A 15,475-nucleotide genomic window follows, 5' to 3' on the forward strand; every position below is an offset into this window, starting at 1 on the left:
GATGACTGCGCCATTTTGGTGAATTTCTCATAAGCCCCTGTAGATATTGGCGAAATCCAAGCCATTGAAATTGCTTGGATTGGAGTCGCGTTTGGGGCTGCCGCGACCGGGTTCGGAAGTTCTCAGGCCATGGCCCGTTCCAGTCTCTGCTTCCGGCGCTCCCAGTCGGGCATCACCTTGTCGAGGAGATCGAAGAAGGCTGCCCCGTGATGGGGTTCGGCCACGTGGCAGAGTTCGTGGGTGATCACATAGTCGATGGCATCGACCGGCGCCTGCACGAGGCGGCGGTTCAGCAGCAGGCGTCCTGCCGGAGACATGGATCCCCACCTCTGCCGGGTCTGACGCACGATGAGCCCCATCGGCCGGAATGCCTCGGGATCGGGGAAGAGACCGAGACAGAGTTCGATCCGCTCCGGAAACTTGATGTGTGCCCGATCCCGGTACCATGCCTCGACCAGTTCGCGCGTCACCTCCGGTCTGGTCGGCCGGTGTGTCTGCACGACGATGAAGCCGCGGATCAGCTTCACGCTTTCCTGGACATGCGGGACTACCTTCAGCCGGTACTGGCGCCCGAGGTAGAGATGCGTCTCACCGGCGACAAACCTGCGCTCCGGTGTTCTTGGAAGGAACTGGGCGAAGTACCGCTGCTGCCGCGTCACCCATGCCGCGCGCTTCCGCAGCTTTGCTTCTATGGCGTCGAGCGTCGCGTCCTCCGGGGCCGCGATCACCACCGAAGCATCCGGCTCGACAGCGATCTCTAGCGTCTTCCTCGGACGGCGGACGATCTCGTACCGGATCTCCTGCTCGCCGTACTGCAGGCAGTGCAGTTCCCGCGTCATGCCGCGAACCGGGCCCGAGCAAGATCCATGATCTTGAGTTCGAGGTCGTCGAGCACCTCCACGGGCAGGTCGACGCCCCTCTCGTCACGCAGAACATCGAAGAAGTAGTCATCGATGGCATTGCGCAGTTTGTTCTGGGCCACTTCGTTCGACCAGATGTCGACGATCAGGTGGGACTTGATGATGTCGATGATCTCCAGGGCGATGGATGCTGCTTCGTCGCCGGCCACCGGCTCATCGTCCTTGATCTTGAGCTGACCTTCCAGGACGCCGAAGAACGCCTGTGCATCCTCATCGCCCCGGATGCTTTCGGGAACATCCCGGCCCCGATCCTTGCGTGCCACCTTGCTCGCGAGGTCCACGACGCTGTTCAGGTACTCGCGCTCGGAGAGCCGCTTCTCGCGATAGGCGCGAATGGTCTCTTCGAGCAGCTCGGAGAACTGTTTGTAGAACGTCGGGTCCTCATCCATCTTCTCGGTGATTGCCCGCCGGGTGGCGCTGGCGATGCGGTCCGCCCTCGAGGCTTCGGAGACGCCCGTCTCCTCGACGACCGCCTTCAGCGCATCAGGATCGTTGATGTTCACCACCTCGATGATGGTCTCGGCAGGCATCGCCACGACATGGTCATCGAGCAGCTTCTGGATCTTCGGCTCGAACTCGCGGACATCGACCGTCTCCTGGTAGCGGAGCTGGACCGAGCGCTTGAGTTCGGAGAACTGTTTCCAGTCGCGTTTCAGGGCATCGACCTTGGTCTCGTCGAAGACATCGAACAGCTTGTCGGACGAGAGCGAGATGTGCAGGCACCGGCTGAATGCCTTGAGGCGCGCGTAGAATTCATGGCGAAGCGACTCGTCGGCAAGATGCTGCTCGTACTGCTCCATGTCCTTCTTGTTCCGCACCGGCTTGAAGAGGTCCCAGAGCTGGTCGTGCAGCTGGGGCAGCTTGCGGATCTCCTCGCGGATGTCATGCACCGTCCCGGCGAGGTCGGCCGCCTCGTAACCCTCAAAGGCGCTGTACGTTGTAAGGGCGCTGTCGAGCTCGCCGAGTAGCCCCTCGTAATCGACGATGAAGCCGAACTGCTTCTCCGTTCCGCCGTCCTCGTAGAGCCGGTTCACCCGCGCAATCGCCTGCAGGAGATTGTGTTCCTTCAGGGATTTGCAGACGTAAAGCACCGTGTTCCGGGGCGCGTCGAAGCCGGTGAGGAGCTTGGAAACGACGATTAGAATCTCCGGATCGCCGGAGCCTTTGAAGGCATCGATGATCTGGCGGTTGTACTCCTCTTCGGTCTTGTACCGCGCCATCATCTGCGACCAGAAGCGGCGCACGAGGTCCTTGGACTCCTGGTCGACCTCCTCGTTGCCCTCGTTCTCGTCCGGCGGCGAGATAACGATCGCGCTCGAGACGTGGCCGATCTCGTCGAGAACCTCCTTGAAGCGGACGGCCGCGGCCTTCGAGGGGGCAACGAGCTGCGCCTTGAAGCCGGTCCCCTGCCAGTGCTGGCGATAGTGCTCGGAGATGTCGAACGCCTTGGCTCGGATCGCCTGGTCGGTCTTCGACAGCGCATCCATCCGGGAGAACTTGCGCTTGAGGTCGGCCTTCTGGCTGTCAGTCAAGCCCTCGCTGATTTTGTCGAACCAGCGGTCGATCACGGTGCCCGAGACCTGCTGCTCGACAAGCCGTCCCTCGTAGAGCAGCGGCACGACGGCGCCGTCGGCGACCGCCTCGTCGATGGCGTAGCGGTGGATCAGCCGCCCGAAGGTCGAAAGCGTGTTCTTCTCCTTCTTCAGCAGGGGCGTGCCAGTGAAGCCGAGGTAGCAGGCCTTGGGCAGGAGGCGTCGCATCTTGGCGGCGAACTGGCTGTGGCCGCCGTAGCGACCCGTCTGCGTCCTGTGGCTCTCGTCGACCAGCACGAAGACGTTCGGGTCCTCGTCCATCAGCTTGCTGTTCTTCAGCGCCGTGTCGAACTTGTTGATGATTGTGGTGACCAGCGGAGCCTTGTTCTGGACGAGCTCCAGAAGGTGAGCCCCGCTCGTCGCGCGGACCGGCTCGAGGTCGCAGGACTTGAAGGTGTCCTTGATCTGCTTGTCGAGATCGTCGCGGTCCGTGACGATGATGATCCGCGAGTTCTCGATGCTGCGCTCGAGAGCGAGCGAGCGCCCCAGCATCACCATGGTCAGTGACTTCCCTGAACCCTGCGTGTGCCAGATCACGCCGCCCTTGCGGGCGCCGCCGACATCATGCTGTTTGACCGTCTCGACCGCGCGCCGGATCCCGAAGAACTGCTGATGGCGCGCGACCTTGCGGACACCGCCATCGAACACCGTGAAGCGACGGATGAGATCGAGAAGCCGCTCGGGGCGGCATAGCGCGTAGACTGTCCGGTCCTGAACCGTGACCGCGCGGTCGCCTTCGGCGGCCATCGCGTCGAAGTATGCACGTGCACCTGCGAAGTCTCCGGAGAATATGGCGTCCTTCTCCGCCCCGGTGAGAACGCGGTTCGCAAAGGGCGCGATGGCCTCGTCAGTGTCTTCCTCGTCGCGCCAGGTCTGCCAGAACTTCCTCGGCGTCCCGACAGTAGCATAGCGCGCCTCGTTCCGGTTCATGCCGATCAGCAGCTGGGCGAAGTGGAAGAGCTGCGGGATGTTGTCCTCGTTCTGGTAGCCGATCAGCTGGCTGTCCGCCTTCTTCAGGCTTTCGGTCGGCCGCTTGTTCTCGATCACCAGGATCGGGATGCCGTTCACGAACGCGACGATGTCACAACGCTTGGTCTGGCTCGACGCTGTCCTCTCGACCGAGAACTCGGCAGTGACATGGAAGACGTTGTTCTCCGGCCGATCCCAATCGATGTAGCGAAACGAGTAGCTCTTCGAGTCGCCGTCGATGGACTTCGTGATGGTCGTGCCGAGGACGAGCGTGTCGTAGATGTCCTGGTTCGTGCCGCGCAGCCCCTTCAGCCGATCGGGCGTGGGCTTGAGCCTTCGCATCGCCTCGTGCGCGTCTTCGAGGTCGAAACCGTATTCACGGCCGCGATGCGTGAAGCGGTTGATGCGCATGAGTTGCTCGGCGAGGATATCGTCCAGCACCACGTTCCGCAGGCGCCCGCCGCGCAGGCGCAGGGCTTCCTCCTGTGAGAGCGGAGTGAACCCGAGCGCCACCAGCAGCTGCAGTGCTGGCACCTGGGACTGGTGTTTCTCGGCGGCATTGAAGGTCATGGGGCGCGCTCCCCGGCCCAGATTAACTTGCAGTTAAGGGGCTCTGTGGCTATATACGGATCAAAGGATTGGGCATTTCCCGGTCGACAAAGGGGTCCTGGAGCTTCCGGGGCCCCTTTGTTTTTTCCTGTCTGACAAGCGCTTAGGGGAAGCATTTGAGCCCTCCCAGCTTGGGCTCGATGATCTCGAACGCGCGGTTCGGCTGGCCCGGGCGCAGCCGCGACAGCGCGATGGGCCGGGCCGTCAGGTCGGCCAGCTGCAGACCCGAGGCGTTCGCGGCCTTCGGGATGAAAACCGGCTGGAAGTCGAAGCGGCTGAAGTCGTGCCGGCGGTAGCCCCAATGGCTCTGGTTGCTGGCGATGCGGCGGAACTCCAGTTCAAGCTCGGCATCTTCCTTGGCGCCCCGGCTCTCGAACACGACATGCACCGTCTTCCCGTGCTGCTCGAAGCGGTTCATCATCGCCTGCAGCCGCTCCATGCAGAAATGCAGGGCGATCTCGTAGGGGTTCCAGGGGTTCGCGTATTTCGCGCGGTGCTTCTCCTTGTCGATGACCGAGGCAAAGATCTTCATCGGGGCCGCGTCCATCAGCGCGTTCAGTTCGTCGAAGAAGCGGGTGCGCAGCGCCCGGTCGGTGCGAAGCAGGCCGAAGGGGCCGAGGCTCTTGCGGATTTCATGTTCGTGCAGGACGACCGAGTCGTGGCCCCAGATGCCGAACTTGAACCGCTGCATGGCGGGCACGATGGCGCTGACGTATTCGTCCTTGCGCATGACGCAGAAGGTCAGCGCGAAGACGGGATATTGCGGGTCGATGCTGACCATCCCGTGATCGCCGCTCTCGTCGGCATAGACGATGAAGTCCGAGAAGTCAGGCAACCGGTGCCTCCGGCTTGACCCGCCACTCGCCCGTCAGCAGCTTCTGCATCAGGCCGCGTTTCTGGCGGGTTAGGGCTTCGATCTCATCACCGAGAAGAGCGATTTCAGCGTTGCCCGCGGTGAGGGCACTGGCGATCTTTTCTTGAAGGTCACGGGGCGGCACCACCACCGTTAGACGTTCAAGGTCAGCGCGTTGAATATTCGGGAGCCCGGACCCAACGCGAAGGCGCATGATCTCAGGCTCGCGAGATTTCAGCGTATGAAACAGAAAATCCCGTTCGACTATCGGCGAAAGGCCTTGAAGTGCGTAGCAATGGCCGCCGAGCCAAAATGGCTGATGGGCAAGATTTACAAACCCGCAGGAGTTTCCGCCCTCGCTTATGGTAATCGTGCCGCCTTCGGTATTCCATTCGTTATGAAAACCTGAAGGGGTGATGCCGCCATTCCAGACGGGGTAGTCGCCATCCGAAATGTCGAGCTTGTTCAATTGCTGACCCTTGACGATGCGCGTCAGGGTGGCGAGCGGTTTCGTCACCGTCGCTGGATCATCCGCCGCCCGGGCAAGAAGGGCTCGGCCCACCCCAGCCAGCCGCCGCGCCTTCGCCGCGCGGAGGGCGGTGAGCTTTTCGAGCGCCTCGTCCCAGGTCCGCAGGATCTCGGCGATCTTGCGCTGTTCGGGGAGCGGGGGGAGGTCAATGACGAATTCGCGAATGTCGTTTGGGCTGATGTGCGGAACCGCCGTCTCTGTCTTGGAAGACTTCACCATCTCGACGAAACGGTGCGACTGAATGATCGCCGCGAGAAACCGTTGGTCGAGGGTGTCAGCTGCTCGAATACGAGCAACTCGCTGAACCAACATACAGGGCAAGTCCCCACGCGTGATTGCCGCGGCCTTCAGTCCTGCCTTCACCCATGTTCGATCCAGCGCAACGACGACGTCACCTTCGGCAAGTTGATATCGTTCGAGACCATCGACCTTGTCTCGCGGCCAGCGGCGAGCGTCGTCCCAACGGATGACGCCTTGAATAACGTTGTCCCCACGCAGGAGCCTGATGCCATCGCTATCCTGCGAATATTCAGCGCTCTTGAATGGGTGGCCTGTGAGCAAGTCGATGTGCTCGCCCAATTCGGTATGACGCCAACCTTCAAGCATCAACGCCGAGCTCCTTCAGATACCCAGCCATCTTCGCCCGAACCTCGGCCAGCTCGGCCTCGATCCGCAGGATATCCTTCTGCACGGCAGCCACGTCGATCTCCTCCTCGGGCTCGAAGGTGTCGACGTAGCGGGGGATATTGAGGTTGAAGCCGTTCTGGGCGATCTCCTCGGGGCTGGCCCGGTGCGAATACCGCTCGACCTCGGCGCGGGTGCTGTAGGTCTCTAGCACCTTCGCCACATGTGCGTCGTCCATCACGTTCTGGGTTTTGCCCGGCGTGAACTCCTTGCTGGCATCGATGAACAGCACGTCGCGCCGGTCCGCGTTCGCGCCGCCTTCCTCGCGCGAGCGATCGAAGATCAGGATGGCGACCGGAATACCCGTGGTGGTGAACAGGTTGGCGGGCAATCCCACGACCGCGTCGAGCAGGTTCTCCTCGATCAGCTGCTGCCGGATGCGCCCCTCGGCCCCGCCCCGGAACAGCACGCCGTGGGGCACGATCACCGCCACGCGGCCGGACTGGCGCTTGGCGATCTCGATCATGTGAGTGATGAAGGCATAATCGCCCTTTGACTTGGGTGGCACGCCGCGCCAGAAGCGCTTGTACTGGTCGCTGTCGGCATCCTCCGCGCCCCACTTGTCGAGCGAGAACGGCGGATTGGCGAGCACCACGTCGAACCGCATCAGGTGGTCGCCCTCGACCAGCGCCGGGCTGTTGAGCGTGTCGCACCATTCGATACGTGCGGCGTCCTTGGCGTGCAGGAACATGTTCATCCGGGCCAGCGCCCAGGTTGCCCCGTTCACCTCCTGCCCGTAGAGGGCGAAGTTCTCGGACCCGACCTCCTGCGAGGCCTGGATCAGCAGCGAGCCGGAGCCGCATGCCGGGTCGCAGATCGTGCTGCCGGGCTGCGGGGCTGCGAGTTTGGCCAGCAGCCGCGACACGGCGGTGGGCGTGTAGAACTCGCCCGCCTTCTTTCCGGCGTCCGAGGCGAAACGCGAGATCAGGTAGATGTAGCACTCGCCGATGATGTCCTCGGTCACCCGCGACGGGCGCAGGTCGAGCGCAGGCTTGGCGAAGTCCTCGAGAAGATTCTTCAGGCGGCGGTTGCGATCCTTCGGGCGGCCGAGGTTGGCCTCGGAGTTGAAGTCGATGTTGCGGAAGACGCCCTCGAGCTTGGCCCGGTTCGCGTCCTCGATCTTCTCCAGCGCGATGTTGATCAGCTCGCCGATATTGGCCTCGTTCCGCTGGGCGTAGAGGTCGTAGAAGCTGGCGCCCTCTGGCAGGATGAAGCGCTCGCGCTCGAGGCGGCGGCGAATGCGGGCCACGTCGTCGCCATACTGCTTGCGGTAGGTCTCGAGATGGTCGTTCCAGAGGTCCGAAATGTACTTCAGGAACAACATCACGAGGATGTAGTCCTTATACTGGCCGGCATCGACGGCGCCCCGGAAGGTGTCGCAGGCCGCCCAGGCGGTCTGGTTGATCTGCTGTTGCGTAATCTGATCGGTCATCAGGCAATTTCCTTCTGGTCGGCGGCCTTTGCGGCCTCGCCGAGAATGGCGCTTACGAGTTCTTCGCGGCGAGCGGCGAGTTGACGGAGCAGTTGTCCCTCCTGCCGGGCGAGGGCATCGAGTTCAACGATACGTTTCTGCGTGGGCAGGTCAGGCACGGCAATCTCGAGGTTCTCGAGGACCCCCATCGGGATCATCCTGAGGCTTGTGCCCTGCGCTTCCGCGCCGAGCCTGCGCTGCGCGTCGGGCTGGTTGATGGCCCAAGCGAGGTATTCTGGGAGAACGCGGGCCCTGTCAGGGCGAACGATCACCAGCGGAACGATGACCACGACGGGCTCCGGCAGCGAAGCGGGAATGGCCGCCGCGGCGTTCGGCTCGCCACGCGATCGAAAGACGACCTCGCCGCCGCGGACGAAGTATCGGTCGGACAGCTTGGCCAGGTCGTACCTCTGGAAGTCTGGTCCTGGCGCTTCGCCGTTCGTTCCGACGTCACGCAGCTGAAGCGCCGGCACGCCACCCTCCGACAGCGGATCGAGCCTGCCGCGCGCCGTGTAGCCGGAGTGAATGTCCGAGAGCTCCGCGAGCCGCATGAAAGAAACCTCTGTAAGGCGATTTACAGAGATCTAGGAGAACCCGCCCCTAGAGTCAATCCTTCAAATTGCAGTTTTCACCCTACAGAGAAAAATGCAGCGCCTGATGCTGCCATGTGAGCGGGAACGGCTCCAGCACCTGCGCGAGCGTCACCTCCGGCCCCTGCTTCCCGTCCAGGATCGCGTCGATGATGTCAGGCGCGAGCAGCGTGAGCCGCAGGACGCGGGTCATGTAGGAGGGCGCGATGCCCTCTCGTTCGGCCAGTTCGGCGATGGTGGCGTATTCGCCCGACTCGAGCATCCGCTTCCATCGGAACGCACGGGCCAGCGCCTTGACCAGCGTGCTGTCAGTCCGCTGCGATTGCGTGGCGCCCTCGGGCAACTGCATCTCCTTCCGCCCGCCGCGCTTCACGACGCGGAACGGGACGTGGAGCGTCACGGTGTCGGGGATCGGCGCGCCGCGGGTCATGCTGCTGCGCCCACATCTCCGGCCAGCATCTCCCGCGCGAGGTCACCGAGGCCGTCGATGCGGAGCCGGACGTTCAGCCCGTCCGTGCCGATCTCCACGCGCTCGATCAGCAGCGCCACGATGCGCGCCTGTTCAGCAGGGAACAGTTCCTCCCACAACGGGTCGAGCTGCTGCAATGCCGCGCGGGCGTCGACCTCACTGATGCCGTCGGCGTGGGCACGCGCCGCCTTCAAGGTCCCCGCCACGATCTCGGGCTGGCGAAAAACGGCACGGAGTTGGTCGATGACCGTGGCCTCGATCTCCCCTGCTGGCACGCGGCCCACGGGGCATGACCCGGCACCGTGCTTCAGCACTGTCTGGCTGACGTAGTAGCGGTAGAGCCTGTCGCCTTTGCGCGTATGGGTCGGCGAAAACGCGGCACCATCGGGACCGAACAGCAGCCCCTTCAGCAGCGCAGGCGTCTCGGCGCGGGTGCGGGCGGCCCTCATGCGGGGGCTCTCCTGGAGGATAGCGTGAACGCGGTCCCACGTCTCGCGGTCGATGATGGCGTCGTGCTCGCCGGGGTAGCTGTCGCCCTTGTGGACCGCTTCCCCGATGTAGGCGCGGTTGTTCAACATCCGGTAGAGGTATTTCTTGTCGATCCGGTTGCCGCGCGGCGTCCGGATGCCGCGTCCGCCGACCTCTCGCGCCAGTTCCGTGCAGGAGCCGATCTCGAGGAAGCGGGCGAAGATCCAGTGCACATGCGCGGCGGTTTCTTCGTCGACCACCAGTTTCCGGTTCTCGACACGGTAGCCGTAGGGAGGCACCCCACCCATCCACATGCCCTTCTTCCGGCTGGCAGCGACCTTGTCGCGGATGCGCTCGGCGGTCACCTCGCGTTCGAATTGGGCGAAGGACAGCAGGATGTTCAGCGTCAGTCGGCCCATGGAGGTGGTCGTGTTGAACGACTGGGTGACGGAGACGAAGGTCACCCCGTTCCGGTCGAACACCTCCACCAGCTTGGCGAAGTCCGCGAGCGAGCGGCTGAGACGGTCGATCTTGTAGACCACCACCACGTCGACCAGCCCGTCCTCGATGTCCTCCAGCAGCCGCTTCAGGCCGGGCCGTTCCAGCGTGCCGCCCGAGATACCGCCGTCGTCATACTGATCGCGGACCAGCACCCACCCTTCCGACCGCTGACTGGCGATGTAGGCTTCGCATGCCTCGCGCTGGGCGTGGAGGCTGTTGAACTCCTGCTCCAACCCTTCCTCAGACGATTTCCGGGTGTAGACGGCACAGCGCAGCTTGCGGACGGGTTTCGATTTTTCCATGGGCTTGGTCATCTCCGCCCCCTGTGGTTCTTGAGCCCGAAGAACACCCAGCCGTTCCAGCGCGTGCCAGTGATGGCGCGGGCAATGGCCGACAGCGACTTGTAGGGCCGCCCCTGCCATTCGAATCCGTCGGCGGTGACGGTGACGATCTGTTCGACGCCCTGCCACTCGCGCAGCAGCCGCGTGCCGGTGATCGGGCGGTTGCGGTCGGCGCGGATGCTGCGCCTCAATCGGTCGCCGCCATCCAGTTCCTCGCCCAGCCGTTCCAGCCGCCGGATCGTCTCCGGTTTCAACCCGCCAAGGCTGAGTTCCTGAATGCGGTAGGCCAGCCGGGATTCAAGGTAGCGGCGATTGAACGGCGGCGGCTCGCTGTCGAACAACTCGCGCCATTGCGCTTTCAAATCTGGCGTCGGCGTGGTCTTCAGCGCGGCCAGGCGCGCGGGGATGGGATCGGGCTTGTTCATGCATTTCTCCGGTGAGTTGGAGTTGCATGACGGCATGATCCGGCGGGATTGTGTAGTCGAGTGATCTCCATATTCCATTGTTTATATTCACCTTTTCCGAATCTTGAGCCGCAGGAGACCAACTGCAAGAATCGCGCAGAGCTCGGCACGCCGCTCGCCCGGGGTCATTTGGAACGGCGAAAGAGGATTGGGACCGGCAAGCTTCATGGTCATGCCGCCTCCGCGTTGGAAAAGACGAAGCACTGCAAGTGATCGGAATTCGTCCCATAGATATCACACGGTCGAAACAACCAACCCTTGGGTGCGCGGCACCGCGCACCCAAAGCCGCGAACCCAGAATTATCTTTTGTCACTAGCGTCTTACCGGGCCGTAGCCCCCCGTATGCGGTGCGCAGCCGGAAGGACCCGTTGACATCCTCCCGCTCGGAAAGACCGCCGAGAACCCAGAGCCTGAGGAAAGAGCTGCGCATCACGGACGCTCCTGCCCGTGTGTCGCCCCACCGCGCCTTGAAGAATTCCTGCAGGATCTGCCGCGCTCCAGCTTCAGCGCAAGATTTCCGATCGCCTCCCGAAAGTACCCCCAAACTCGAAGAGGCGGTGCCTTCGTTCCATGACTGCTTTTCGCTGCCAGGACGGGCAGGACATGTTGCTCAAGGTCGAAGTGCTCAAGCAACGCGGACAAACCCTCCACATCACCTGAGAGCATTCTGCGGTTTTCGTCATTCGCCCAAGGGCCAAGGGCGTCCAGGCAACGCTCCAGAGACAGAGCAATCTCTGCAGCGGTAGTAGAGTCTAAAATCAAATTGTTATTCTTTCGCACTGCCGCTGTGGCACCATCCCCATGCCATCCCGACTGCTGGTCCTCGTACAGGAAGCGCGTACTTGGCGTCTCCAGGATCGCCATCCCATGTTTTGGGTGCCCGGTCGGTGGGATGAGATCCCGGCCCGGCCAACCGATCAGAATATAGAAAGAGCTGATCCGGCCATGGTGCTTGGCAAAGCGAGCTTGACGGACGACAAGATTGCGTTCCTCAAAAACCGTGAGATGGCGTGCAATAGTTCTTTTCGAACACTGCGACTGAACCGCCAGCGTATGCCAGTTGGGAAAGCACACACCGTGATTATCGGACATGTGTGCCAAGGTCAGCAGGATTGATCTGCCAGGGGTGCCGAGCCCGCCAACGCCAGCCGCCCAGCGCGCGGCATGGAAGTTCATGTAAGAATTTCGGCGCATCTCAGTTGATCCTCGCACGCATGTCGGACCGGCTGCCGAGAGCGAAGCGCTTTCCGTCCGTGCCGTGATGAGGAGGATGCGCGCGCCCGAGCTGATCCCTCATGGGCGCTCTCCGGACCTGTCGGCAGCCTCCTGCGTGCAGAGACCAGCGCATTCTCTTGTTTGACCGCGATTGTATGGGTGTCATCCGGGACCTCCTGCTGTGACACCGCAATCGCAGCACGGGGTCATCGGCGGCGCATAGGCGGTGACCGGCGGTGACCGGCGGTGAGCCGAGCCGGAGAATCCGCCCCTTCCGGCCGGCAGGTACTGCCCAGGTCGGGGAACGCGGGCCGAAAAGACATGATTCGGGCCGACTGCACATTTCCGCACCGGCGCATAGGCCGTGACAGGCGGCCAAACCGGCATTCCCATCGCCGCTTACTGCTAGGCCATCGAGACGGACGACGAATCCTCGCGTTTCAAGAGGTGCGTATAACCATCTCCTCGATCCGTCGCGCTTGCGGACAGCGAAGCTATCGCGACCCGCGCCCGCGAGGCCGAGCGCGACCGCGTCTCCACCATCTACGATCTGGCCGGACGACTGAACCTCGAGCGCAGCTTTGCAGAGGATTTGGTGAAGCGCGGTGTCGGCGTCGACGAGGCCCGCCGCCTGATCCTCGATCAGGTCGCCGCGAAGTCGGACGAAACCCGGACCTTCGGCCAGGTGTCGATCCCGCTCGGCGGGCGCGACGAACGCATCACCCGCCGCGATGCGGTGGCGAATGCCCTGCTGCACCGCTACAGCCCGACGCTGTTCCAGCTCGAGGACGCCGCGCGCCAGTATCGCGGCATGACGCTCCTGGAACTGGCCCGCGAAAGCCTCGGCAATGCGGGGGTGAACACGCGCGGCCTCTCGCGCGACGAGGTGGCGACGCGGGCGCTGCATTCGACCTCCGACTTCCCCGAGATCCTGTCGGCCGTCACCAACAAGACCCTGCGGCAGGCCTATGACGCCTATCCCCGCACCTTCGCGCTCTTCTGCCGCCAGGTGCTGGCGACCGACTTCAAGTCCATGCACCGCGTCCAGCTGGGTGAAGCGCCGCAACTGCTGGAGGTCGGCGAAAGCGGCGAGTTCAAGCGCGGGACGCTCGGCGAGAGCAAGGAGAGCTACAAGGTCAAGACCTATGGCCGGGTCGTCGCGATCACCCGGCAAGTGCTGATCAACGACGATCTCGATGCCTTCACCCGCATCCCGGCGATGTATGGCAACTCCATCGCCCAGCTGGAATCCGACGTGGTCTGGGGCATCATCACCGCCAACCCGGCGATGGCCGACGGCACGGCGCTGTTCCCCGCCTCATTGAGGATGCGCTTCACCGAGTTGGCCCCGGCATAAAGTCCCAGCTTCTTCAATTCCCCGGCGATCCGCTTGTAGCCCCAGAGCAGGTTTTCGGACCCGATGCGGATGACGACGTCGCGCAGCTCCTGGGTCAAGCGCGGCCTGCCCACGGGTTTGAAGGGGCGCCCGCTGCGCGTCTGGGCAAGCCAGCGCTTGTAGGTCGCGGGCTTCGCCACCTCCATGAGCCCGTCGATATCGTGTCCGAACTCTGCCCCGATACGCAGAAGTTCGGATTTCTCCGCGGGCGACAGGATCAACCTTTGCGCCGGGATGCGGGCCCGCAGAATATGGATCTGGGCCTTGAGGAGCCTCATCTGCGCGTTGTGTCGGGGCATGAAGAGCCGGGCCAAGAAGACCAGAAGGAGGGAAAACGTCGAATTCATCTTGCCGGGCTCCACCACGGCGCTTAAAAAAATTGCCGCCATGTCAATGCGATGGGACGTGCCTACATTTTGGCACCCCGCTCAGGAAGACCAAAAGCGCGCGGGACGGACGATGGACCTCAAGGAGCCTCGGTCGGGGATTCGAGGGCGCCCTTGAGAACCTGCCGGGACCGGCGATGGCGGCGCAGCGATACCCTTCCAGAGCTGACGACGCGCGAAAGCCTTCGAAAAATGATTGCGCAGCAGTTCGCTTGAGCGCCTGCCACTACGCTGCTTCGCACGGAGAGAGTTCGGTATCAGGTTGGCTCCCTCCGGATGTTGAGCATGCGGAACTTCCTGCCATCGTGGGTCCGGCCCTCGACGAAGTCATAGGACCAGACATGGTTGGGGTGCTCCGGCCGAAGCCGAACGCATGATCCGTCATTCAGCCAGAGACGTCCTCTCTTCGGTTGCTTCTGGGGAACCTTCAGCCCCTCCCGCCGCCAGATGCGCTCGACACGCTTGGCATTCACCGTCCAGCCTTCGGATCGCAGCATTGCCGTGATCCGGCGATAGCCATAGCGGCCGTAGCGTGAGGCCAGGCGGATGATGTCGGCGGTCAATGCCTCTTCATCCGGCCGGCCTTTGGGCTTTTTGCGGTGGGTCGAACGGTGCTGGCCGAGAACCTTGCAGGCAAAGCGCTCCGAGACGGAGAACTTCGCCATGACATGATCGACGCAGCGACGGCGGCGAGCGGGGCTCAATAGTTTCCCGAGGCAGCCTCCTTCAGGATCAGCTTCTCGAGCGTCAGGTCCGACACCGCCTTGCGCAACCGGTCGTTCTCTTTCTCAAGCTCTTTCAGGCGCTTCACCTGATCGCCCTTCAGGCCGCCGAACTCCTTGCGCCATCGGTAATACGTGAACTGTGTCACGCCGATCGAACGAACCGCTTCGCCAACTGACCGGCCTTGTGACAACAGAACATCAACCTGGCGCAGCTTCGCGACGATCTCTTCGGGCTTGTGCTTCTTCTGGGGCATTCCAACGTCCTCTCTAACGGCCAAATAGCCTACTTCAGGGAGGACCACTTTTCAGGGGGCAGGCCAGAAGAAGGCGAAGCATGATGTGCTCGCTGTGCGTCTCGATGATCAGAGTCTTTCCAGACGAAAGCCTGTCCTGGTCGCCATTCGCAGCCTTGATGAACAGGTCGCCCATGCCGACCTGGATGGCGGGATGAACATGGAGTTCCGGCTGCTCGATCCCAAGAACGCCGTCCTGCTTGCGCAACGAGGCGACGACCACCGGGACCATCTGGGAGATGCCGACGCCGACGTCGCCCGGTGCAACCAGGATGCCCTTCTCGAAGTCCCGGAGGGCGATCTCTGTCCGCTTGGCGAGGCTCAGATAGAGCTCCTGCAACTCGGCAATGTCGTCTTCGTTGAGACCACGCTCAAACAGCCAGCGCATGATCGAGCGTTTCGCCCAATGGTATACGCCCGGCATCATGGTGCTGGCGCTGGGTGCTTGGGCGGTGACGCAGGATATTCGCCTCGCGCTGACCCTTCTGGTGGTGGCCTGTCCGGGCACCCTGGTGATCTCGACGCCGGTCTCCGTCGTCGCCGGCATCGGGCGGGCAGCGCGGTCGGGCATCCTCATCAAGGGCGGGCAGCATCTGGAAAGCGCCGGCCGCATCGACATGCTGGCGCTGGACAAGACCGGCAACAATGCTGCGCTCAGGCCCGATAACGCCCCCGCCGCAGAGTTCGACGAAGCCTACTGGGACCGGCTGATGTCGGTCGACCTCAAGGGGACGGCGTTGTGCATGAAGCATGAGCTGGCGCAGATGGTGGCTCAGGGCAGCGGCGGGTCGATCGTCAACATTTCGTCGGTCTCGGGCTTCCGGCCTCAGCCGAACACCATTGCCTATGTCGCTGCAAAACACGGGGTGAACGGTCTGACCAAGAACGCGGCCATGGAATACGGTCGCCATAATATCCGGGTGCCGAAAGGCTCTGCGATAGCGGAGATGCTCAGCGATTATGCCGTGCTGCGGGAACAGGCGCGGGTCTGCTGATGTT

Annotated in this window: 14 protein-coding genes and 1 pseudogene; 2 read left to right on the forward strand and 13 right to left on the reverse strand. The window is 62.9% G+C overall.

All coding sequences use genetic code 11. From position 1 onward, the window contains the following. Positions 1-122: 122 nt before the first annotated feature. The 11 genes from RGD00_RS02305 to RGD00_RS02355 all read right to left on the reverse strand — a co-directional run bounded on the left by RGD00_RS02305 (position 123) and on the right by RGD00_RS02355 (position 11,637). Complete coding sequence (locus RGD00_RS02305) at positions 123-839, reverse strand: M48 family metallopeptidase (protein ID WP_310455581.1); 717 nt, start codon at positions 837-839, stop codon at positions 123-125. After that, positions 836-4,051 (reverse strand): type I restriction endonuclease subunit R, encoded by a 3,216-nt coding sequence (locus tag RGD00_RS02310; RefSeq protein WP_310455582.1) that lies wholly within the window; start codon positions 4,049-4,051, stop codon positions 836-838. The genes RGD00_RS02305 and RGD00_RS02310 overlap by 4 nt, the downstream gene beginning before the upstream one ends. A 142-nt stretch (positions 4,052-4,193) precedes the next feature. Then, complete coding sequence (locus RGD00_RS02315) at positions 4,194-4,925, reverse strand: DUF3800 domain-containing protein (protein ID WP_310455583.1); 732 nt, start codon at positions 4,923-4,925, stop codon at positions 4,194-4,196. Beyond that, on the reverse strand, positions 4,918-6,078 hold the full coding sequence (locus RGD00_RS02320) for a restriction endonuclease subunit S (protein WP_310455584.1): 1,161 nt from the start codon (positions 6,076-6,078) through the stop codon (positions 4,918-4,920). The genes RGD00_RS02315 and RGD00_RS02320 overlap by 8 nt, the downstream gene beginning before the upstream one ends. Then, on the reverse strand, positions 6,071-7,588 hold the full coding sequence (locus RGD00_RS02325) for a type I restriction-modification system subunit M (protein ID WP_310455585.1): 1,518 nt from the start codon (positions 7,586-7,588) through the stop codon (positions 6,071-6,073). Before RGD00_RS02325 ends, RGD00_RS02320 begins: the two co-directional genes overlap by 8 nt. Continuing rightward, on the reverse strand, positions 7,588-8,178 hold the full coding sequence (locus tag RGD00_RS02330) for a restriction endonuclease subunit S domain-containing protein (RefSeq protein WP_168783733.1): 591 nt from the start codon (positions 8,176-8,178) through the stop codon (positions 7,588-7,590). The genes RGD00_RS02325 and RGD00_RS02330 overlap by 1 nt, the downstream gene beginning before the upstream one ends. Before the next feature lie 82 nt (positions 8,179-8,260). Then, a complete protein-coding gene (locus RGD00_RS02335; protein WP_310455587.1) occupies positions 8,261-8,647 on the reverse strand; it encodes a hypothetical protein in 387 nt (128 codons plus the stop codon). Further along, entirely contained in the window at positions 8,644-9,969 is a 1,326-nt protein-coding gene (locus tag RGD00_RS02340; RefSeq protein WP_310455588.1) for a recombinase family protein, read from the reverse strand. The genes RGD00_RS02335 and RGD00_RS02340 overlap by 4 nt, the downstream gene beginning before the upstream one ends. Beyond that, positions 9,966-10,421: a DUF2924 domain-containing protein gene (locus RGD00_RS02345; RefSeq protein WP_310455589.1), complete on the reverse strand. Its 456-nt coding sequence runs from the start codon at positions 10,419-10,421 to the stop codon at positions 9,966-9,968. Before RGD00_RS02345 ends, RGD00_RS02340 begins: the two co-directional genes overlap by 4 nt. Before the next feature lie 87 nt (positions 10,422-10,508). Continuing rightward, on the reverse strand, positions 10,509-10,634 hold the full coding sequence (locus RGD00_RS02350; RefSeq protein WP_310455590.1) for a hypothetical protein: 126 nt from the start codon (positions 10,632-10,634) through the stop codon (positions 10,509-10,511). 256 nt (positions 10,635-10,890) lie between these two features. Next, positions 10,891-11,637: a helix-turn-helix domain-containing protein gene (locus RGD00_RS02355; RefSeq protein ID WP_310455591.1), complete on the reverse strand. Its 747-nt coding sequence runs from the start codon at positions 11,635-11,637 to the stop codon at positions 10,891-10,893. A gap of 634 nt (positions 11,638-12,271) precedes the next feature. Here RGD00_RS02355 and RGD00_RS02360 point away from each other — a divergent pair. After that, positions 12,272-13,033, forward strand: a complete 762-nt coding sequence (locus RGD00_RS02360; protein WP_310455592.1) for a phage major capsid protein — start codon at positions 12,272-12,274, stop codon at positions 13,031-13,033. 700 nt (positions 13,034-13,733) lie between these two features. On the opposite strand, the pseudogene RGD00_RS02365 reads toward RGD00_RS02360, so the two are convergent. Next, positions 13,734-14,437: pseudogene (locus tag RGD00_RS02365) on the reverse strand (IS3 family transposase); the annotation flags it as partial. 34 nt (positions 14,438-14,471) lie between these two features. Continuing rightward, complete coding sequence (locus RGD00_RS02370) at positions 14,472-14,864, reverse strand: AAA family ATPase (RefSeq protein ID WP_310455593.1); 393 nt, start codon at positions 14,862-14,864, stop codon at positions 14,472-14,474. On the opposite strand from RGD00_RS02370, the gene RGD00_RS02375 reads away from it, so the two are divergent. Continuing rightward, positions 14,863-15,471: an SDR family NAD(P)-dependent oxidoreductase gene (locus RGD00_RS02375; protein ID WP_310455594.1), complete on the forward strand. Its 609-nt coding sequence runs from the start codon at positions 14,863-14,865 to the stop codon at positions 15,469-15,471. The genes RGD00_RS02370 and RGD00_RS02375 overlap by 2 nt on opposite strands. Positions 15,472-15,475 lie beyond the last annotated feature (4 nt).

It is taken from the genome of Ruixingdingia sedimenti (assembly GCF_031432425.1).
Lineage (GTDB): Bacteria > Pseudomonadota > Alphaproteobacteria > Rhodobacterales > Rhodobacteraceae > Ruixingdingia > Ruixingdingia sedimenti.